The sequence below is a fragment of the Mesorhizobium sp. WSM4814 genome (assembly GCF_055811595.1).
Genome location: NZ_JBVVQT010000014.1, coordinates 129,962 through 149,854, shown reverse-complemented (window position 1 = coordinate 149,854; position 19,893 = coordinate 129,962). Strand labels below are relative to the sequence as shown.

Annotated in this window: 18 protein-coding genes; 11 read left to right on the top strand and 7 right to left on the bottom strand. The window is 63.1% G+C overall.

The window, feature by feature from the left end; translation table 11 throughout:
- Nucleotides 1-93 precede the first annotated feature (93 nt).
- A complete protein-coding gene (locus AC0L2V_RS20995) occupies nt 94-297 on the top strand; it encodes a hypothetical protein (protein ID WP_473521077.1) in 204 nt (67 codons plus the stop codon).
- A gap of 29 nt (nt 298-326) precedes the next feature.
- Here AC0L2V_RS20995 and AC0L2V_RS20990 read toward each other — a convergent pair whose 3' ends face one another.
- A complete protein-coding gene (locus AC0L2V_RS20990; RefSeq protein WP_473521076.1) occupies nt 327-1,247 on the bottom strand; it encodes a diacylglycerol/lipid kinase family protein in 921 nt (306 codons plus the stop codon).
- A 292-nt stretch (nt 1,248-1,539) separates the two neighbouring features.
- On the opposite strand from AC0L2V_RS20990, the gene AC0L2V_RS20985 reads away from it, so the two are divergent.
- Nucleotides 1,540-3,003 carry a PRC-barrel domain-containing protein gene (locus AC0L2V_RS20985; protein WP_473521075.1) on the top strand — a complete coding sequence of 488 codons (1,464 nt, stop codon included), beginning with the start codon at nt 1,540-1,542 and terminating at the stop codon, nt 3,001-3,003.
- 49 nt (nt 3,004-3,052) lie between these two features.
- On the opposite strand, the gene AC0L2V_RS20980 is transcribed toward AC0L2V_RS20985, so the two are convergent.
- Nucleotides 3,053-4,633, bottom strand: coding sequence for an alkaline phosphatase family protein (locus AC0L2V_RS20980; RefSeq protein ID WP_473521074.1), 1,581 nt, complete (start codon nt 4,631-4,633; stop codon nt 3,053-3,055).
- A gap of 232 nt (nt 4,634-4,865) precedes the next feature.
- Between AC0L2V_RS20980 and AC0L2V_RS20975 the strand changes: the two genes are divergently transcribed.
- The 6 genes from AC0L2V_RS20975 (at nt 4,866) to AC0L2V_RS20950 (ending at nt 10,283) form a co-directional block, all read left to right on the top strand.
- Entirely contained in the window at nt 4,866-5,798 is a 933-nt protein-coding gene (locus AC0L2V_RS20975) for a VOC family protein (RefSeq protein WP_473521073.1), read from the top strand.
- Between the two features lie 98 nt (nt 5,799-5,896).
- Nucleotides 5,897-6,520, top strand: a complete 624-nt coding sequence (locus AC0L2V_RS20970; RefSeq protein WP_473521072.1) for an alpha/beta hydrolase — start codon at nt 5,897-5,899, stop codon at nt 6,518-6,520.
- 3 nt (nt 6,521-6,523) lie between these two features.
- Nucleotides 6,524-6,823: a GNAT family N-acetyltransferase gene (locus tag AC0L2V_RS20965; RefSeq protein ID WP_023797123.1), complete on the top strand. Its 300-nt coding sequence runs from the start codon at nt 6,524-6,526 to the stop codon at nt 6,821-6,823.
- 310 nt (nt 6,824-7,133) lie between these two features.
- Nucleotides 7,134-8,192: a dipeptidase gene (locus AC0L2V_RS20960; protein ID WP_473521071.1), complete on the top strand. Its 1,059-nt coding sequence runs from the start codon at nt 7,134-7,136 to the stop codon at nt 8,190-8,192.
- A 131-nt stretch (nt 8,193-8,323) separates the two neighbouring features.
- Nucleotides 8,324-9,610, top strand: coding sequence for a flavin monoamine oxidase family protein (locus tag AC0L2V_RS20955; protein ID WP_473521070.1), 1,287 nt, complete (start codon nt 8,324-8,326; stop codon nt 9,608-9,610).
- A 262-nt stretch (nt 9,611-9,872) separates the two neighbouring features.
- Nucleotides 9,873-10,283, top strand: coding sequence for a hypothetical protein (locus AC0L2V_RS20950; protein WP_473521069.1), 411 nt, complete (start codon nt 9,873-9,875; stop codon nt 10,281-10,283).
- A gap of 131 nt (nt 10,284-10,414) precedes the next feature.
- Here the strand turns inward: AC0L2V_RS20950 and AC0L2V_RS20945 are convergent, their stop codons facing one another.
- On the bottom strand, nt 10,415-12,499 hold the full coding sequence (locus tag AC0L2V_RS20945; RefSeq protein WP_473521068.1) for a GAF domain-containing sensor histidine kinase: 2,085 nt from the start codon (nt 12,497-12,499) through the stop codon (nt 10,415-10,417).
- A 66-nt stretch (nt 12,500-12,565) separates the two neighbouring features.
- Nucleotides 12,566-13,345 (bottom strand): response regulator, encoded by a 780-nt coding sequence (locus AC0L2V_RS20940; protein ID WP_473521089.1) that lies wholly within the window; start codon nt 13,343-13,345, stop codon nt 12,566-12,568.
- Between the two features lie 47 nt (nt 13,346-13,392).
- Here AC0L2V_RS20940 and AC0L2V_RS20935 point away from each other — a divergent pair, with 47 nt between their 5' ends.
- Nucleotides 13,393-14,079 (top strand): winged helix-turn-helix domain-containing protein, encoded by a 687-nt coding sequence (locus AC0L2V_RS20935; RefSeq protein ID WP_473521067.1) that lies wholly within the window; start codon nt 13,393-13,395, stop codon nt 14,077-14,079.
- Between the two features lie 30 nt (nt 14,080-14,109).
- On the opposite strand, the gene AC0L2V_RS20930 is transcribed toward AC0L2V_RS20935, so the two are convergent.
- Nucleotides 14,110-14,277: a hypothetical protein gene (locus AC0L2V_RS20930; protein ID WP_023797130.1), complete on the bottom strand. Its 168-nt coding sequence runs from the start codon at nt 14,275-14,277 to the stop codon at nt 14,110-14,112.
- On the opposite strand from AC0L2V_RS20930, the gene AC0L2V_RS20925 reads away from it, so the two are divergent.
- Nucleotides 14,270-14,683: a hypothetical protein gene (locus AC0L2V_RS20925; RefSeq protein WP_287218455.1), complete on the top strand. Its 414-nt coding sequence runs from the start codon at nt 14,270-14,272 to the stop codon at nt 14,681-14,683. The genes AC0L2V_RS20930 and AC0L2V_RS20925 overlap by 8 nt on opposite strands.
- 242 nt (nt 14,684-14,925) lie before the next feature.
- Nucleotides 14,926-15,411 (top strand): L,D-transpeptidase, encoded by a 486-nt coding sequence (locus tag AC0L2V_RS20920; protein ID WP_473521066.1) that lies wholly within the window; start codon nt 14,926-14,928, stop codon nt 15,409-15,411.
- An 87-nt stretch (nt 15,412-15,498) separates the two neighbouring features.
- Here the strand turns inward: AC0L2V_RS20920 and AC0L2V_RS20915 are convergent, their stop codons facing one another.
- The gene (locus AC0L2V_RS20915) at nt 15,499-18,582 is read right to left on the bottom strand and encodes an efflux RND transporter permease subunit (protein WP_473521065.1); all 3,084 of its coding nucleotides are present in this window, start codon (nt 18,580-18,582) and stop codon (nt 15,499-15,501) included.
- The gene (locus tag AC0L2V_RS20910) at nt 18,579-19,832 is read right to left on the bottom strand and encodes an efflux RND transporter periplasmic adaptor subunit (protein WP_473521064.1); all 1,254 of its coding nucleotides are present in this window, start codon (nt 19,830-19,832) and stop codon (nt 18,579-18,581) included. The genes AC0L2V_RS20915 and AC0L2V_RS20910 overlap by 4 nt, the downstream gene beginning before the upstream one ends.
- Nucleotides 19,833-19,893 lie beyond the last annotated feature (61 nt).

Here is a 19,893-nt window from a genome sequence, read left to right as displayed (position 1 = left end):
ACCCAACCACATTTTGCCAGCCGCGCCGCCAGCCGCCAACCGACATGCCAGCGCCAAACGAAATGCCAGCGCCAACCGAAATGGAGGCCGATCATGCCCAAGATCGTTCCTGAAGACAAAGCCCGGCAGGGACGCTGGGGGTGGCACACCTTCCGTATCTTGATCGCGGCGCTGCTTTTGGCGTTTATCGCCTGGGGCATCGCCGAGATCTACGGCAACATGATAGACCGGACGCCGACAACCGAACAGGGCGAGCTTCCCAGGAACGAGCAGCAGGGCGAGATTCCCAGAGGCTGAAGCCTTCCGATCGACTGTGCCGGGATGCATCACGCTGCCCTCGCCTGGACGGCGCGCGCCGGGACGAGAACGTTCAGCGCACCAGGATGAATTTCGATCGTCGTTTCGCGGTCAAGCCTGACCAGTTCGCCATCCATGACGGCGCGAAATTTCTTCGTAGCCGAGTGGAGTTTCAAAACGGCCCGGTCAGCCTGGTGGATCTCCACATGCTCGCTGTCGCGCCATTTGCCGCGCGCCATGTCGAAGAGGACCCTGACCAGTTCGCCACGCCGCCGCGCCACCGTGACATAGATGCCGAGCACGCCGCCGGCGGGATTGTCGGCATAGGGCAGATGACCCTCACCGAACAGATTGTTGGTGACGCCGATGCCGGTGGTGCGCGACACGATCTCGGCCTCGCCGATGGTCAGCGTCACCTTCATCGCCGAAGGGTTGTTGATCGCCGCCCAGGCAGCCTTTGCCGAAGCCCGCATCTTTCCCAACCGCGAGCCATACTCCATGGCCTGGCGAAGCTGAACCATCCTGGCATGCATGCCGATCGAGAACTGATGCACGAATGGCTTACCATTGGCGGTTGCCATATCGACTGCGATCACCTCGCCGTCGGCAAAGGATTTCACGGCCGCGTCAAGGGTTTGTGGAATGCCGAGCCCGCGCGCGAACAGGTTCATCGTGCCAGCCGGTAAAATGGCAAGCGCTTTCTTGCTGCCCATCACCCGAGCCGCCGCGGCCGAAATGGTGCCGTCGCCGCCACCGGCCAGCACAATGTCGACACTATGCCTGGAAGCGATGCGGTCCAGCGTTGCGACAATGTCCCTGCCGGCAACGATTTCGATATCGATGCGGTGGCCTGCTGCCTCCAATGTCTGGCGCATTCGGTCGGTGAAGGCGGAGAGATCAACCGTTCGCAGGGTGCCGCCCTCCTGGTTCAGCACCGCCGCAAATCGCATTCCCCCGCTCCGATTTTTCTTGGCTACCATTGGATAATCATCGGCCGTAACAGACCGAGCCATGGGCCGAAACGGGGCGGTTGAAAAAAAGTTCCGCAGCTCTAACGAAAATACAGGAGCCAATCTCACCCGGCCAAACGCATAATTGAGCGCGATTCGGGTGGTTTTTGCAGGACGCTCGCCATGGTGTCGGAACAACCGCGCGGTCACGACGTTGTGAATGTGTAACGCCGCGACCAATCTCCACCGGCGGCTTGTGGCGTGAAGAAATAACGCACGAGGAGAGATTACGATGATCCGCACCCTTTTATCCACCACCGCACTGGCAGCGTTGATTGCGACCGGTGCGTATGCGCAGGAAGCCACAACACCGGCGCCCACCCAGGACCCGGCGGTCCAGGAGACCACTCCGGCGGCTCCCGTTGCGCGGGCCGAGGGCAGCCTGATGACCAATATCATTGGTGAATCCGTCTATAACGGCACCGGCGACGATGCCGAGAACATCGGTGAGGTCAGTGATGTCGTCTTCGATGAAAACGGTCAGGCGAAATCCGTCGTCATCGGCGTCGGCGGCTTTCTTGGCGTCGGTGCCAAGAATGTCGCTTTCGACTACAACAAGCTGCAATGGGCCGAACGGAATGGCGACCGCTGGCTGATTGCCGAAACCACAAAAGATGAGTTGACGGCTCAGCCGGACTTCGATCGCAAGCCCTATGATCCGGCTCCTGCGGCCACCGACACCACGGCTACGGCTCCCGCTCCATCGACCTCGACGGATACAACGGCGCAGAATGCTCCGGCGGCTCCAGCCGATAGCGCCGCAGCTCCGGCCGAACCAGTGAAGAGTGCCGACGGCAACCTTGCCACGAATATCATCGGTGAAACCGTCTATAACGGCACTGGCGACGACGCTCAAAACATCGGCGACGTGAACGACATCGTTCTGGCCAAGGATGGCAAGGCCGAGTCGCTGATCATTGGCGTCGGCGGCTTCCTCGAGGTTGGCGAAAAGAATGTCGCCTATCAGTTCGACAAGGCCAAGTGGGCGGAGAGGGACGGCGACCGCTGGCTGGTGGCCGAGACCACGAAGGAAGACCTGGAGGCGCTGCCGGAGTTCGACCGCGAGCCCTATGATCCCGCCCCGGCGACAACCGCAGCGACTGACGCGGCGACGCCGGCGCCAGTGACCACCACCCCTGCTGTCACTGCGGCTCCAGCCCCGGCGGAGAAGACTGCGGAAGCTCCGGCGGCAACGCCGGAACCCGCGGCTCCGGCTCCAATGGACAAGACAGCCGAGGCTCCGGCGACGACGCCAGACCCGGCTGCTCCGGCACCGGCGGACAAGACAGCCGAGGCTCCGGCTGCAGCAACGCCTGACCCAACCCCCGACCAGACGAAGACCGCGGCGATCGACAAGTCGGCGCTGACCGAAATGCCGATCAACGAAATCCGCTCCGAGGATTTGGTTGGAACCACCGTCTATGGCGCCAACGATGTCAACGTCGGTGAGATTGGTGACGTCGTGCTGACCGGCGACAAGAAGGTTGACGCCGTCATCATCGACGTCGGCGGTTTCCTCGGGGTTGGCGAGAAGGAAGTGGCGATCGGCATGGACAACCTTAAATTCATGACCGACAAGGATGGCAATCGCTATCTCTACACGAACTTCACCAAGGAGCAGCTCGAGGCGCAGGCACCCTATGACAAGGCCACATATGCGCAAAACCGCGACATCCAGCGCATGATGATGCGCTAGCTTGCGCCAACGACGAAAAAGACCCGCGCCGGCAACGGCGCGGGTCTTTTCATGATGGGAAAGATGGCAGGCCTGCGACGTGGCCGGCAACCCCATCCTCGGTCAGTTCGGCAAGCGCCAGCGACTGATCGAGATGTTCGGCCCGCCAGGCAAGCAGCCTTTCGGCAAGCTCCAGCCGGACCGGCAGATAGGCCGGATCGGCAGCGACATTGGTCAGTTCGTCCCGATCCTGCTCCAGGTCGAATAGCAGCGGCGGCAGGCCGCCGCCGAAATGTACATATTTGAATTGTTTCGTGCGGATGACGGCCAGATTGCACTGGCGCGGACCGATGCCGAAACGGCGCTCGGCATCACCGTCGGCGACCGAGCGGAAATCGAACTCCCAATGCGCGGCCTCGCGCCAGTTGCCCGGCTCCCCGGCATCCAGGAACGGCTTCAGCGATTGTCCGTCGAGGTGCGGCGGGGGTTCCTCGCCAAGCAGATCGAGCAATGTCGGCGCTATGTCGACCGCTTCGGTGAAGCGGTCGACGCTGGCGCCGGCTGCCTTGCGGCGACGCGGGTCGCGGATGATCAGCGGAATATGAAAACTGCCGTCGAAGAAGCCGCCCTTGCCCAGCATGAAATGGTCGCCCATCATCTCGGCATGGTCAGAGGTCAGCACGACGATGGTGTCGTCCCAGGCATCCGCCGCCTTTACCGCCTGCCAGATGCGGCCAAGCTGCGCGTCGACTTCCGAGATCATGCCGAAATAGAGCGCGCGGATGCGGCCAAAATTGCCGTCGCCCCAATCGCGCACCTTGCCCTCGGCGCCGGGGCGGAAATTTGCCCGCTGCTGCTGGTCAAGTTCATAGGCGAGGTAGGGGTGGCTCTGCGCCTCGGCCTGCCAGCTCGCAGCGTGGCGGAAGGCTGTTCCGTCGGCTGGGTCATACATCCTGTTGTAAGGCTCCGGCACGATGAAGGGCGGGTGCGGGCTGAGGAAGGAAAGATGCGCGAACCACGGTGTATCGCGCTCCTGTTCGCCGAGCCAGCGGACGAATTCGCCGGTCAGGAAGGCGGCTGGGGTCTCGTCCTTCGAGTAGACGGGCGGTGAGGTGGTCACGGCACCGTCCGTCGTGGCACCAACGATTTCGTCCGCTGGGCGATGGATATCGGGAAAACCGGCGCTGCTATCGATGCCGCGCGCCTTGAGCCATGACAGCCACGGTTTCTGGTGCTCCGGCAGGAGTTGGCGCACGGTGAAGCCGGGCAGCACGCCTTCATAGCTTTTCAGCCGCGGGTCGCCTGGCGCCAGCGTGCGCGGATCGGGCGATACGTCGGTATAGCCGAACAGCGTCGGATCATAGCCGAGACTGCGTGCCGAGAGCGCAATGTTGCCATGGCGGACGTCGAGCGGCGTGCCGTTGCGGCAGACGCGGTTGTTCATCTGGTAAAGGCCGGTGTAGAGGCAGGCGCGTGCCGGCGAGCAGGGCGCCGCCCCGCCAAAGTGCTGTCGAAACAGCACACCCTCGGCGGCGAGCGCGTCGGCATTCGTCGTTCGCACCACCTTGTGGCCTGCCGCCGACAGGCAGTCGCCGCGCCACTGGTCGCAGGTGATCAGGAGAACATTCGGGCGTCTGTCTTTTCTGACCAATGCTGGTGTCCTTCATTGAAAACCTGTCGCGAATACCTGCCGGTCACGGGAGCCGAATTTTTGTGGCGACACAAGCCTCAAGTGTTCGCTAAATGGTGAACAAAAGTCGCTTTATTGTTCACTTATAGAGCACAGTCTATTCGGTGTTTGCGGCCTTTGCCGCCGGCTGGCGGATCCTCATATTGGCGTGGACCGCGGCATGGGCCGCACAGGACAAGGAAGGAGCAGGAAAATGCTCAACCAGATCAGGGGCCTGCATCACGTCACCTCGATGGCCAGGGATGCGCGCCAGAACAACGCGTTCTTCACAAAAAAGCTCGGCCTGCGCCGGGTCAAGAAAACCGTCAATTTCGACGCGCCGGATGTCTACCATCTCTACTATGCCGACGAGCTCGGCACGCCCGGTTCGGTGATGACCTATTTTCCGTTCCCCAACATCGGCAAGGGCCGCCACGGCGTCGGCGAGGTCGGCACCACGGTCTATTCGGTGCCCGAAGGCACGCTTGACTATTGGGAAAAGCGTTTTGCCGATGAGGGCGTCGCCGGGCTGTCGCGCGACGAGAGCTTCGGCGACAAGCGCCTTGGCTTCGCCGGTCCCGATGGCGACGGGTTTGCGCTGGTCGAGAACAAGGCCGATACCCGTGCGCCATGGGCGAAGGGCGATGTTCCGTCCGACGAGGCGATCCGCGGCTTTCACTCGGTGTCGCTCAGGCTGAAGGATGGCGGCGCCACGGAAGAGCTGCTGAATTTCATGGGCTATGAGGAAGTCGACACGTCCGGCACTGTAAAAAGGCTGGCGCTGAAGGACGGCAACGGCGCCAACATCGTCGATATCGAATCGCTGCCGGGCGCCGCTTTTGCCGATCTCGGCGCCGGCTCGGTCCACCACGTCGCCTTCGCTGTCGAAAACCGCGCCAAGCAGCTCGAAGTGCGCAAGGCGCTGATCGACACCGGCTACCAGGTGACGCCGGTGATCGACCGCGATTATTTCTGGGCGATCTATTTCCGCACGCCGGGCGGCGTGCTGTTCGAAGTCGCCACCAACGAGCCGGGCTTCGACCGCGACGAGGACGCCGCCCATCTCGGCGAGGCGCTGAAGCTGCCGTCGCAGCACCAGCATCTGAGGCCCTATCTCGAGCAACATCTGCAAAAGCTGGAAGACTAAAAGCGCATCGCGTTTGACCAGGTTGGGCGACGCGCCTTTAGTTTGGTCATCGCAAAACCGCTGCGCACTTTCGCGCGACATGCATTAAGGACAAGGCCATGAGCAAGGACGCTTACACCTACAAGACACTGCCGGGTTCGCCTGATGGATCGCTGCTCTTCGTCTTCCACGGCACCGGGGCCGACGAGAACCAGCTTCTGTCGCTCGGGCGTGATCTCGCGCCGCAGGCGACTATCGTTTCGCCGCGCGGCGATGTCTCGGAAGACGGTGCTGCGCGCTTCTTTCGCCGCACCGGCGAGGGCGTCTACGACATGGACGACCTGGCGCGGGCGACGGACAAGATGATTGGCTTCGTCAAGGCGCATATCGAGGCGGCAAAGCCCGCGTCGGTGCTTGGCCTCGGCTATTCCAACGGCGCCAACATCCTGGCCTCGGTGATGTTCGCGGCGCCCTCTCTGTTCGACGCGGCGGTGCTGATGCATCCGCTGATCCCATTCGAGCCGGAAATCGAGGGAAGTCTCGCCGGCCGCCGCATCCTGGTCACAGCAGGCAGGCGCGATCCGATCTGTCCGCCCAACCTGACGTCGCGGCTAGAAGCCCATTTGCGCGCCGATGGCGCCGATGTCACAGTGGAGTGGCACGACGGCGGTCATGAGGTGCAGTCGAACGAGATCGAGGCGGCGCGGCGTTTCCTGTCCGCTACGCCGGCAGAAGGAGCGTAAGCAATGCCTGACCAATTGCCGGAGGTCGAACTGGAGGATCGCGGTTCCAAGGGCCGTTATCTCCTGCGCGGGCCTGACGGCGCCGAGGCGGAGATGACTTTTACCAAGGTCGGCGAGCACCAGATCATCATCGACCACACCGAAGTGCCGGATGCGTTTCGCGGCCAGGGCGCGGGACTCAGGCTCGTTACCCGCGCCGTCGAGGACGCGCGCGCGGCGGGCAAGAAGATCATTCCGCTCTGCCCGTTCGCCAACGCCCAGTTCCGACGTCACCAGGAATGGGCCGACGTGCTGAAGCAATAGCGCCGGTCCTGGCGCCAGTGGCTCCCCCTTCTCCCCTTGTGGGAGAAGGTGGCCGAGCGAAGCTCGGTCGGATGAGGGGTGCTCCAGCTTGGCACCGACAGCATTCCGTCCAACACCCCTCAACCGTCTCGGCGCTGCGCGCCGATCCACCTTCTCCCACAAGGGGAGAAGGCAAGAACGCGCCCAAAGCCCTTCGCCTTCAATTCGGCGTCTCCTACCCGATCGTTCGAGCGCTCGTCTTGCCTAGTGGGTATTGCCTTGCCTAAGTAGGATATTGCCCGCCCGACCAATCGAACCGAAATGATCCCTGATGACCGAAACCGATCTTGTTCCCGTCTTCGACGGCCACAACGACACGCTGCTCAGGCTCTACCAGTCGAAAGACGCGGATGTCGAAAAGCTGTTCATCGAGGGAACATCGGGTGGCCACATCGACCTGCCGCGTGCGAAACAGGGCGGCTTTGCCGGCGGCATGTTCGCGATCTTTCCGCCGCCGGTCGAGAAATCCAAGCGCAGTGCGGTTCCTCCCGCGCCAAGCGATATCGAGCCCTTGCCGCCCGAAATTCCGCGCGCCGACGCGCTTGCTTCCACCATCGCCATGGCCTCTATCCTGTTCAGGCTGGAACGAGCGTCGGCGCTCACCGTCTGCCGCAGCGCCGGCGATGTGCGAAACGCGATGGCGCAAGGGGCGATCGCAGCGGTGTTCCATATCGAAGGCGTCGAGGCGATCGACCCCGAACTGACCATGCTCGACGTGCTGCGTGCGGCCGGCTTGCGCTCGCTCGGCATTGTCTGGAGCCGCCCGAACGCTTTCGGCCATGGCGTGCCGTTCCGTTTCCCGTCGACGCCCGACACCGGACCTGGCCTGACCGATGCCGGCAAGGCGCTGGTCAAGGCCTGCAACCAGCTCGGCATCATGGTCGATCTTTCGCACCTCAACGAGAAGGGGTTTCGCGACGTCGCCGAGATCAGCGACGCACCACTGGTCGCGACCCATTCCAATGTCCATGCGATCTGCGGCCATTCGCGTAACCTCACCGAATGGCAGCTCGGCGCGATCCGCGACTCGGGCGGCATGGTCGGGCTGAATTTCGCGACCGGGTTTTTGCGCGAAGACGGCAGGATGAATGCCGATACCAGTCTCGACGTCATGGTGCGCCACGTCGATTCACTGTTGCAGGCTTTGGGCGAAGACGGCGTCGGGCTCGGGTCCGACTTCGACGGCGCCATGATCCCGGCTGTGATCGGCGACGTCACCGGCCTGCCGAAGCTGCTCGACGCGTTCGCCGCGCGCGGCTTCGGTCGCGCGCTGATCGAGAAGATCGCCTACCGCAACTGGATAAGCATGCTGGAAAAGACCATTGGCTAAAGCGGGTCGCCCGGCGGAGCGGCCAGCGACCTGCAATTCGATCGAGCGGGTTTGATGATCTCGACAGGACCGTTGTCTCCGAAGCTCAAGCCGCGGATGATTGCGGACTTCGAGACCTTCAGGGCCGGCCCTTGAAGCGCCAGACCGTACGAACCGATGTCGCCATCGTCGGCGCCGGCTTTACCGGCCTGTCAGCCGCGCATGAATTGAGCAAGGCCGGCATCGATCTTGCGCTGCTCGAGGCGCGCGGCCGCGTCGGCGGGCGGGTCGAATCCCAGTGGAACGGGCTGGGCGAGCGGATCGACAGCGGCGGTCAGTTCCTGTGCGAGGACATGCCGGAACTGATGGCCCTGGTGCGAACGCGCGGCAAGACGTTGGTCGAGACCTATGCCAAGGGCGAGTTCGTTGCCCAGCCGCTGACCGGCGCAAAGCAAGTCGAGCGAATCTACTACGCCTCGACGTCGATCCGCGACCGCATGAACGCGATCGCACCGGGCGATCCGGCTATCGCCGGCTTGACCGTCGCCGCATGGCTCGATCGCCAGAACGATCCCGGCGAGGCCAAGGCGGCGTTCCGCTCGATGATCGAGGGGCTGTGGTGCCAAGCGCTTGAAAAACTGCCGCTTTGGCACCTCATCGACAATGACCGCCGTATCACCAACGAGGTGTCGGAGCTGCAGTACTTCGTGCACGAAACCATGCAGTCCCTGGCGGATGATCTGGCTGGCGATCTCGGCAACCGCCTGCGATTGAACACGCCGGTCAGAACGATCGAGCGCAGACCGGGAGGCGTTCGTCTCGCGTCGACGACGGGCTCGATCACGGCACGAATAGCGCTGATCACCATGCCGCCGATGATGGCTTCGAAGCTGGACTTCGCGCCGCCGTTGCCGGCTGTCTTGCAAAAGGCTCTCGGCGTCTGGCAAAGCGGCGCGGTGATCAAAATACAGCTGCGCTATGCCACCGCGTTTTGGCGCGCCAAGGGCCTGAGCGGCATGGTGATGTGGCGCGATCCGCCGGCACTTTTTGCCTGTGACGCCAGCAAGGATTGTGGCCACCCTGCGTTGGTCGTCTTCGTCGGCGGGCCGCTTGCCCTCCGCTGGCGGGAACTGGGAGATGCCGCGTTGCGCACCGAGGTTATGGCGCGGCTGAGGCAGGCGCTCGGCACGGACGCGGACGGCTTCATCGACTTCAGCTGTCGCGACTGGACCGATGATCGCTGGAGCGGTGGCGGCTACGCCGATCTCATCATCGATACGAGTGCCACCGAGGCCGAACAAACCATCCTGGCCGGCGCGTCGCCGGTGTATTTCGCATCCTCGGAATTGTCGCCGTCGTTTCCGGGCTATGTCGAAGGCGCAATCGTGGCTGGGCGCATTGCGGCACAGAAAATCCTCAGGGAATTTAATCCGCAGTAATCACCAGCGCCTCATGGCCGCAGGCGAGGGCGTCTCAAGGTGGCGACCGGACGTCGCCGGGCCAGAGCGGCGCGATTTGATCCCGTGAACATGCGACTGCACGAAAACAGTTCGGCAACGAACGCCCTCGCCCCTGCATGGCCGCCCGCCGAATTCCCGTTTCAAAGCTGTTACATGGTCAGTTTGCGTGCGTCGTTCGTCCGTTACAAGGTGCGACTAAGTTCGTTTCAACAGAAAAAGAAGATCGCCGAAGGGAAGCGCGATGTATACGAAAATCCGGACTGCCTGCAATGACCGCCGTCTGCAAGCGCCGGGGCGCAAGGATCGGCGGCCGAAGCTGGCGCTGCGCCAGCGCGCCAACGACCATCCGATGGCGCTGTTCGTGGTGCTGGGCGCCGCCGCGTTCGCCGGCATGGCGTTCGCGCCAACGGTCGGTCCCGCCTTTGCTTCACTGAATCCGCCGGCAAACATCGTCAAGGGCGCGCCGACCACGACCAAGACCGCGCGGCTGCCGATGCCGGAGATCGATTTTGTCTGCAAGGGGCAGGCCTGGGGCGCCGAGAGTGCGGACTGCCTGCGCGTCATTGCCGAGCAATCCGGCATTCACAAGGCCCGCGCGGTTCGCGTGATCGCCAATGCCGCGCCGCTGACCGATACTCCGAACGTTTTTTGATGCCCGAGCGACCCCTCCAGCGCTCCAGGCAGGCTCCCGCCGCTCCTCGGCCGGGAGTCTTTTTTCTCTGGAACTTAGCCCTTTGTTGAGCATCGGATTTTTTCAAAAACCGATTTCCACCAGTCCGAAATCTAGCTGCCCAATGCGGCCTGCTCGGCGATGGCCGAGAGCACGCCGCGCACGTCCAGCGTGCTGAACGGCTTTTCCAGGATCTGCGGCCGCTGCGGCGCCGGCAATGCCTCGATTTCGGCTTTCGCGCCGATCAGGTCGCCGGTGACCAGAACGAAGCGCCGCGCCAGATCAGGCTTTTCGGCGAGCAGTTCGCGATAGATCGATATGCCGCTGGTGCCGGGCATGCGCAGATCGGAAAAGACGATGTCCGGTGGCATATGGCCCGACAAGGTCGCGGCGGCCGACGCCCAGGCCGGCACGATCCGCGACTTGATGCCCATCAACTCCAGAATGTCGGACAGCGAGGCGGCGACATCCGGCTCGTCGTCGATGATCAGGGCATGGCGCAATCCGCTCGAGCGCGACGGGCTTTCGCCGGCGGCGGCCGCGCCGCCGGCGATCGCCGGCAACTGGACGACGAAACGGGCGCCTCTCGGCAGAACTTCCTCGAACCAGACATTGCCATTGTGCCGTTCGATGATCGATTTCGAGATCGACAGGCCGATGCCGGTGCCGACGCCGACCGGCTTGGTGGTGAAATACGATTCGAAGATGCGAGAGCGTATCGCTTCCGGCACGCCCGGCCCGTTGTCCTCGACCGAGAAACAGGGATTGCCGCGATCGCTGCGAAACGTGCGAACCTTGATCAGCCGGTCGCCGCCGATGCCGGCCAGAGCGTGCTGGCTGTTGATGAGGAAGTTGGCGGCCACTTGCGTCACATGGTCGGCGTCGGCCATGGCCAGCAGCGGGCCGCTGGCGAATTCGGTGTCGATAATGATGCCGGTCGACCTGGCGCCGTAGGCGGTCACTTCGAGTGCCGCGCGGACCACCTGGTTGAGGTCGGTCTCGGCCTGAGTCGCCGGATGCAGGCGCACCATCGAGAGGAAACTCTTGACGATGCGGCCGCAGCGCTCTGCGGCGGCGCGCACCTTTTCGGCGCGCACCTTGGTCTGCGGGTCAGAGGCGAACTCGTGCAACAAGGTCGATTGGGCGACGACCACGGCAAGCGGGTTGTTGAGTTCGTGTGACACGCCGGCAAGCAGCGAACCCATCGCCGCCATCTTTTCGTTCTGGTGCAGCTTTTCGCGCTGGCGGCCGATCTCCTCCTCGGCACGCAATTTGTCGCGCAGGTCGCGGATCGAGCCGAAGATCAGGCGGCGGTCGGCGACCCGCATCTCGGTTGCCGTCAATTCGATCGGAAAGACCTCGCCGGCAGCGTTCTGGGTGACGGTCTCGATCCGCTGCCCGACCATCGGCGCGCCGCGGCCCGACATGTATTCGGCGCCCGACACGTAGCCCTTGCGATAATAGTCCGGAACGACGGTGTCGAGCAGGTCCTTGCCGAGGATGGTGCTGCGCTGGTAGCCGAACATCTTTTCGGCGGCCGGATTGAATTCGATGATCGAGCCGGTCTCGTCGATGACGATGATGGCGTCGAGCGAGGCCTGCAGCATGGTGCGGCGGATGACTTCGCTGGCGTGGGCATCGGAAAGCGATCGTTCGATGGCGTCGCCGATGGCCAGCGCCACGATGTGCAGCGTTGCCTCTTCCTCGTTGGTCCATTCGCGCTCGTTCACGCAGTCGTTGACCGCCAGCGTGCCCCACAGATGGCCATGCGCAAAGACCGACACCGACAGGAACGACTTGATGTGCTGCTTTTCGAAGTCGGTTCTCAGAAAGCCTTCGAGGTCGCGCGTGTGTCCCGCGAAGATCTTGCCTTGCCGCTCGTCCTCCGCCAACCGTTCCAGCAGCGGGTCCGAATTGACAACCGACTGCATGATCACCGTCGGCGATGCCAACTCGCCACCATATCGGGGGTCGATCCAGTAGGCCGCCACCGATTGGGCAAAGCCTTGGCCGGGCAGCTCGCGCAGCCGAAACAGGATGCCGCGCTGGCAATCCATGGCCCCGCACAGCGTTTCAAGGATGCTGCCCATCTCGCGCTGCCAGTCGCCAGCTTCGTGAAGCCGGCGAACGATGTGGACAGCGGCCATCGCGGCGCCCTGCCTGACGCCGTGCCTATCGCTGCGTGCTTCAGCCGTCATGGTCAACCGTCATGGGGTCAGCCGTCATTTCACAGTCGTGCCACCGAGAGTGGTTGGTCGCGCCGCTCAGTTGCCTTCGCCGGTCGGCAGCGAGAAGATATAGCCTTCGCCGCGGACTGTGCGCAGGAATTTCGGATTGGCCGGGTCCGCCTCGATCTTCTTCCTCAGCCGCATGATGCGGATGTCGACTGCACGTGAGGATTCAGGATCTTCCGCGAAGCCGATAGCCTCGGAGATCGCCGCACGCGTCAGCAAGCGGTTGGCACGCGTCAGGAAGACCTCCAGCACGTCGAACTCGCTCTTGGCCAGGTCGATGACCGTCCCATTGGTGCCGGTGACGAACCGACCGTCGAGATCGGCATGGAAAGGTCCGAAGCTCATGGAACGGCGGTTGGCAGTTGTTTCGGCCTTGGCGGCCTGCGGCTCGGCCGGCTGCGGCACGCGGCGCAGCACGCTGCGGACCCGCGCCAGCACCTCGCGCAATTCGTAGGGCTTGACGATGTAGTCGTCGGCGCCGAGTTCCAGTCCGACGATGCGGTCGAGCGCGGTGCCCGCGGCAGTGGCATAGATGATGCCGATCGGCGTTTTCGAGCGCATCCAGCGGCCAAGCGACAGGCCGTCCTCGCCCGGCATGGCGATGTCGAGGATGGCCAGGTGAAACGACTGCGTTTCCAGCAAGGTTCGAGCAGCGCTGGCACTCTCGGCCGTAGCGACATCGTAGCCGCTGGCGTCGAGATACTCGGCAACCGCGTCCCTCAGATCCGGCTCGTCCTCGACGACGACAATTCGTGCCCGCACGATGTTTTCGCTCCCACTTTCAGCGGAAAGTAGATTGGGTATAAACATCATGTCCAGCACTCATCTCGGGTTGCCGGGTTGCAGGGTGGAAAAAAATGGCTGCACGATCCATCATCGCGCTTGTTTCCGTCGCCGAAGTGGTCGCGACCGATCTCGCCGACCATCTCGAACGGCGCGGTCATGACGTGCGCGCAGTGCGGCAGCCGTGGGAGGCCGAATCCTTGCTTTCCGGAAACGGCATCGATGTCGTCGTCGTCGGCGACAGCCTCAGCCAGGCGGAAGGGCGTGATATGCTCAAGCGCCATGGCGGCGAGGGCGGGCCGGATTTCATCTTGATCTGCAGGCCGGCCGATCTCGTCGACAAGGTGCTGGCGCTCGAGCTCGGCGCCGCCGACGTCGTCGAGAGCCCGCTCAACGTCAGGGAACTCGCCGCCCGTATCGGCGGCTTGCTGGCACGGCGCGGCCGGAACGCCGGGGAATTGGTCGTGCTGGAGAACGCGACGGTCGACCTCCGGTCGGCCATGGTCATGCATCGCTCCGGCACGGAAGAACAATTGTCGCCGGGCCAGGTGGCGCTGCTCAGATTGTTCCTGGCCAGTCCGCGCAAGGTCTTGACGCGCGACGATATCATTGCCGCCGCGCCAGCCGAAAATGCCGATGCCTTCGATCGCTCGATCGATTCGCGCATCGTGCGACTGCGCCGCAAGCTCGACACCGAATCCATCACCACCATAAGGGGTGCGGGCTACCGGTTCGACCCGCCGACGCAGTTCGCCGACTGAGGCTGGGGCGCTCACCGCAGGCCCAGGCGTTCAGCGCACCACAAGAAGAGATGGACCTGACGGCATTTCGCTGGCCGCGACGAATTCACTCGCATGGGCACGATCCCTGAGAAGCACGGTGGCGAGGCCGGCAAAACCGAGCAGGCCCTGTGCGTAGAGCAGTGCGGAAAGCACCGAAGCTGCAAATTTCGTGTTCATCGTTTTCGTCCCCCAAATTTGGTTTCAGGTTCGCTTCAGGGAAAACCCCGAAGTGCCCGCGCCGCCTGCGGAGCCCCCCGTCGCGGCGCGGGCCTTCGGTCCTCTCGGCTGCAAGTTGCCGGAGGTGCCGCGCATCTTCTTCAGCCCAAAACCGACCCGCCAGAGGGCCTTGAGCCGGTTATGCGCAGGCTGGACACGATCCAGACCGTGGCGAAAACAGTGCGGCATGCAAATCAACGCTGCTTCTATGCTTATCCTGAACCAGGAGATCACGTTCGATTGCATGTTCATCTTGGTTTGTGCCGGCTGTTTTCGTTGGGTCAACTTTGCCGGCGGCCTGTATCAACATCATGCCGCTCGAGTCCGCGCTTTGTTGCCGATTGGTTTCGAGCTTTCTTTCATGTGAGGGAAGACCGCGCTTCCGCCAGGAGATGGCAGTAGCTTTTCCGGTCCGGGCTCGACCGGGCAAGCCGCCCTGTCCTTGGTTTCACCCCTGCAAATGCCTCGGATGGGCCTCCGGCCGTTAACCAGAGGAAACAGTTTCGAAACAGAAACGTCGGCCGTGCGAAATCAATTCGAAACGTGACCCAACGACAAGCCAGTCATCGAATTGGAGCCGGGCCATGCCCCGGCAGACAGGGGGATATCATGTACACTGCCATTTCCGCCAAGCTCATCAACATCGCCGCCGCCGTCACCGCGGGCACGGTTCTTCTGTTCGGCGCCGGCAACGGCGTTGCCGATGCTGCCAATCGGGCCGCCAATCGGGCGGCCAATCAGATCGTGGCGCGGATTTCGCTTTCGCAGCAGACGATGGAAGTCCTCGTCGACGGCCGGCCTACCTTCGCGTGGAAAGTCTCGACCGGCGGTAGGGGGCATCACACCCCGACCGGGTCGTTCAAGCCGACCCGCATGCACCAGATGTGGTATTCGAGGAAATATGACAACGCGCCGATGCCGCATTCGGTCTTCTTCAAGGGTGGCTACGCCGTGCATGCGACCAATTTCGTCAGGCGCCTCGGCCAGCCGGCCTCGCATGGCTGCGTGCGGCTGCATCCGGACAACGCCGCCGACTTCTACCAGCTTGTCGAGATGTTCGGTCCGACCAACACCAGGATCGTCATCGTCAAATGATAAGCAAGACGATCCGCCTTTATAAATACGTTGCGGTCGGACATCACTGCCCAAGAAAAAGGCCGGAAATTTCCGGCCTTTTTCTCATCAATCGACAGGCACCGGCATCAGCTTCGGGTCCGGCTTCTCGGCGTGATGCGGCAGGTCCTTGCTGGCGATGAAGGTGTAGAACATCGGCACCACGAACAGGGTGAACATGGTTCCCACCAGTATGCCGGTGAAGATCACCAGGCCCATCGAATAGCGCGCTGCGGCGCCTGCGCCGCTGGAGACGATCAGCGGCACCACGCCGAGCGCCATCGCCGCCGTCGTCATCAGGATCGGTCTTAGCCGCACCCTGGCCGAGGCGACGATCGCATCGCGCCGCCGCATCCCGTGGAGCTCGCGCTGCTGGTTGGCGAATTCGACCAGAAGAATGCCGTGCTTGGTGATCAGGCCGATCAGCGTGATCAGCCCGACCTGCGTGTAGATGTTGAGCGTCCCCAGCCCCAGATTGAGCGGCACGATTGCGCCGAAGATCGACAGCGGTACCGACATCATGATGATCAACGGATCGCGGAAGCTTTCGAACTGCGCCGCCAGCACCAGATAGATCACAAGAACAGCTGCCGCGAAGGCGATGATGATCGTGTAGCCCTGTTCCTTCTCCTGCCGCGACTGGCCGGTATAGTCGATGAAGAACGTGTCGGGCAGGCTTTCCCTGGCGACGTCCTCGATGGTCCTCAGCCCGTCGCCGGTGGTGATGGTGGGCAATGGCAGAGCGGAAATCGTGGCGGAGTTCAATTGATTGAACTGCTCGATCACGGCCGGCGAGGCGTTGGTCGAGATCTTCACCACCGCCGAGAGCGGCACCATCTCGCCCGACGAGCTGCGGACGAAATACTCGGCCAGCTTTTCAGGGTTGTCGCGGAAGTTCTGCGGCACCTGAGGGATGATGTCGTAGCTGTTGGATTCGCGGTCGAACTGCGCCACTTCGGCGCCACCGACCAAAAGGGTCAGCGTCCGGCCGATGTCGGCGATCGGCAGGTTGAGGGCCGCGGCGCGGTCGCGGTCGATCGTCACCGTCACTTGCGGCGCATCGAAGGACATCGAATTCTGCACGGCGAGGAAGCGACCGGAGGCCTGCGCCTTGTTCTTGATGTCCTCGGCCGCCTCGAACACCTGGGAGGCATCGCCGGTCGAGCGCACCACCATGGTGACCGGCAGGCCGCCGCCGGAGCCGGGCAGCGTCGGCGGTGCGAAGACGAAAGCCTCGACGCCCGCCACCTTGGCGAGGCGGGCGGTGATGTCTTCCTGAAGTTCCTTCGAGCTGCGCGCGCGCTCGGCCCAGTCCTTGAAAGCGAAACCGACGAAGGCGCTGTTCGTCGGGCCCCCGAAGGCGACGGCGGAGAACCGCGCCCTGGTTTCGGGAATATCATTCACCAGCCCGAGAATCTGGTTCACATAGGTTTCGGTGTAGTCCGACGTGGCGTAGCGCGGCGCGTTCACAAGAGACAGCAGGAAGCCCTGGTCTTCTTCGGGCGCCAGTTCGCTCGCGGTCTTGGTGAACATGAAGCCGGTCGTGGCGACCAGTGCGATGACGATCATCAGCGTCACTGGGCGGTATTTCAACGAGCCGCTGACCAGCCGCTCATAGACGTTTTCAACGCGCCTGAACGTGTTGTCGACAATGCGCTGGAAGCGGCTGTGCGAGCCGGCCCTCAGGATGCGTGCCGACATCATTGGGGTGACGGTGAGGGCGACGACACCCGAAAGCACCACCGAGCCGGCAAGCGTCACCGCGAATTCGCGAAACAGGGCGCCGGTCAGGCCGCCGGTGAAGGCCAGCGGCGCGAACACGGCGGCCAGCGTTATCGTCATGGCGATGACGGCGGACGAGATCTCCCGCATGCCGTTGAAGGCCGCCTGCATCGGCGACAAACCGTCTTCCTCCATGTGGCGGTGAATGTTTTCCACCACCACGATGGCATCGTCGACGACGAGGCCGATCGCCAGCACCATGGCCAGCAACGACAAAAGATTGATCGAATAGCCGAGCGTAAACAGCAGGAAACAGACGCCGATCAGCGACAGGGGAATAGTCACGATCGGCATCAGCACCGAGCGGAACGAGCCGAGGAAGAGCAGGATGACGACGATGACGATGACGACCGCCTCGCCGATGGTCTTGAACACCTCCTCGATCGATGCGCTGATCTGCTCGGTCGAATCGTAGACGATCTCGATCGTCATGCCTTGCGGCAGCGTCTCCTGGATCGTCGGCACGATGTCGTGGATCGCCCCCGCCGTCGTCAGCGGATTGGCGGCCGGCGTCGGGAAAATGGCGAGAAAGATGCCGGGCTTGCCGTTGAAAGTGACCCTGGTGTCGGTATTCGCCGCGGCGAGCTCGACGCGCGCCACATCGCGCAATCGCACCACATTGCCGCCTGTCGAACGAAGCGGAAGAGCGGCGAAAGCCTCCGGCGTCTGCAGCGTCGAGCGGACGGTGATCGAGGAGGCGACATATTCGTTTTCGGTATTGCCGGGTGCTGAGAGGAAATTCGATGCGTTGATGGCGGTCAGCACGTCCGACGCCGTCACGCCGCGCGCCGCCAGTTTGATCGGGTCGATCCAGACGCGCATCGAATATTCGGCGGCCCCGAAAATCTGCACGTCGGCGACACCCTCGACCGTCGACATGCGCGGCCGCACGACGCGCTCGATATATTCGGTGAGCTGTTCCGGCGTCATGTTCGGATTCTGCATCGAGATATACATCATCGCGAACTGCTCGCCGGTGCCCTTGACGATCACCGGGTCTTCGGACTCGTCCGGCAGGTCGCCGCGCACGCTTTGTACCTTCGACAAGACTTCGTTCAGCGCGACGTCGGGGTTGGACCCGAGTTTCATCTGCACCGTCACGGTGCTTGAGGACGGCCGGCTCGCCGACGTGACGTAATCGATGTTTTCAGTCGAGGCGACGGCACGGGCGATCGGCGCGGAAATGAACCCCTGGATCAGGTCGGCGCTGGCGCCGGGATAGGCTGTGGTGATCGTGATGGCCGTTTCTTCGACCTCCGGATACTGCCGGATCGAGAGGCTGAAGATGCCCTGGAAACCCAGAAGCAGGATCATCAAGGCGAGCACGGTCGAAAGGACCGGACGGCGAATGAAGATGTCGGAGAAGCTCATTTCTGGGCTGCCTGCTGGTTTGCCGGCTTGGTCGGATCGATGGTGTTGTCGACGGCAACGGACATGCCGTTGGAAAGGCGGTTCTGGCCGGCGGTAACGACTTCGTCACCGGGCGCGATGCCATCCAGGATCTCAACCAGGCCGGCATTACGGCGGCCTGGCTTGACGAACACCTGGGCAAGCACGAGCTGCGGCTTCTGTTCTTCCGCCGTCGGTTCGGCCGGCGCAGCAGCTGGTCTTTCCTCGGGTTTTGCTGCGGACGCTTCGGCCGCGGGGTCCGTGGCCGGCTTTTCTTCCGGCTCCGCAGCGGCAGGGGCGGCGCCGTTGGCCGCGGCTGGCTTTGCCGGACGCACCACGTAGACGAAATCACCGTAGAGGCTGGAGGTCAGCGCGGTCTGCGGCACCGTTAGCACGTTGTTTTCCTCGGGCAGTTCGACGCGCACCTGCACGAACTGGCCAGGCGTCAGCTTGCCTTCGGGGTTGGCGACCTCGGCCCTGACCGTTACCATCCGGCTGGTCGGATTGATCTTCGGGTCGATACCGCGGATGGTGCCGGCGAACGGAAGCTCGCCGTCGCCAATGCCCAGCCGCAGCGTCTGGCCGATCTTCAGCAGCGAAAGCTGCTGTTCGGGAACCGAGAAATCGGCTCGCATCGTCTCCAGATCCTGCAGGGTGGCTACGGAAGTGCCGGGTGAGAGATACTGGCCGAGATCGATCCTGGGGATACCAATGGTGCCGCTGAAGGGCGCTGTCAGCAGCTTCTGCTCGAGCACCGCCTGCAGCCTGTTGACCCGCGAAGCGGAAGCCAATGCGGCTGCCCGCGCTGAATCGAGCGTCGATTCCGAGCCGACATCGCGTTTCTGCAATTCAAGGGCGCGTGTCAACGCCGTCTGGTCGAGCGCTGCTTGCGCCTTCGTCGCATCGAGATCGGCGCGCTCGGCAGCATCGTCGAGCTGAAGGAGACCCGCGTTGGCTTCAACCTTCTGATTGGCGTGAAACAGGATATCCTTGACGATGCCGGCGGTTTCGACGGTCAGGTCGACGCCGCGCACCGCACTGACAGTGCCGATCGCCTCGACGCCCGGCGTCCACTCCGTCGGCTTGACGATCATCGTCGACACGGTCGCCGCCGGCGGCTTCATCGTGGCGAAGAATTCCTGCATTGCATTGTCGCGGAACAGGTTGAAGCCGACGATGCCACCGCAGACCACCACGAGCAGAATGAAGGCGATGATGAAACGCTTGATCACGAACAGTCCCCTTGGCCATGGCCCGGCACAACAGTCGGATGACCCAAACACATAGCTGTGA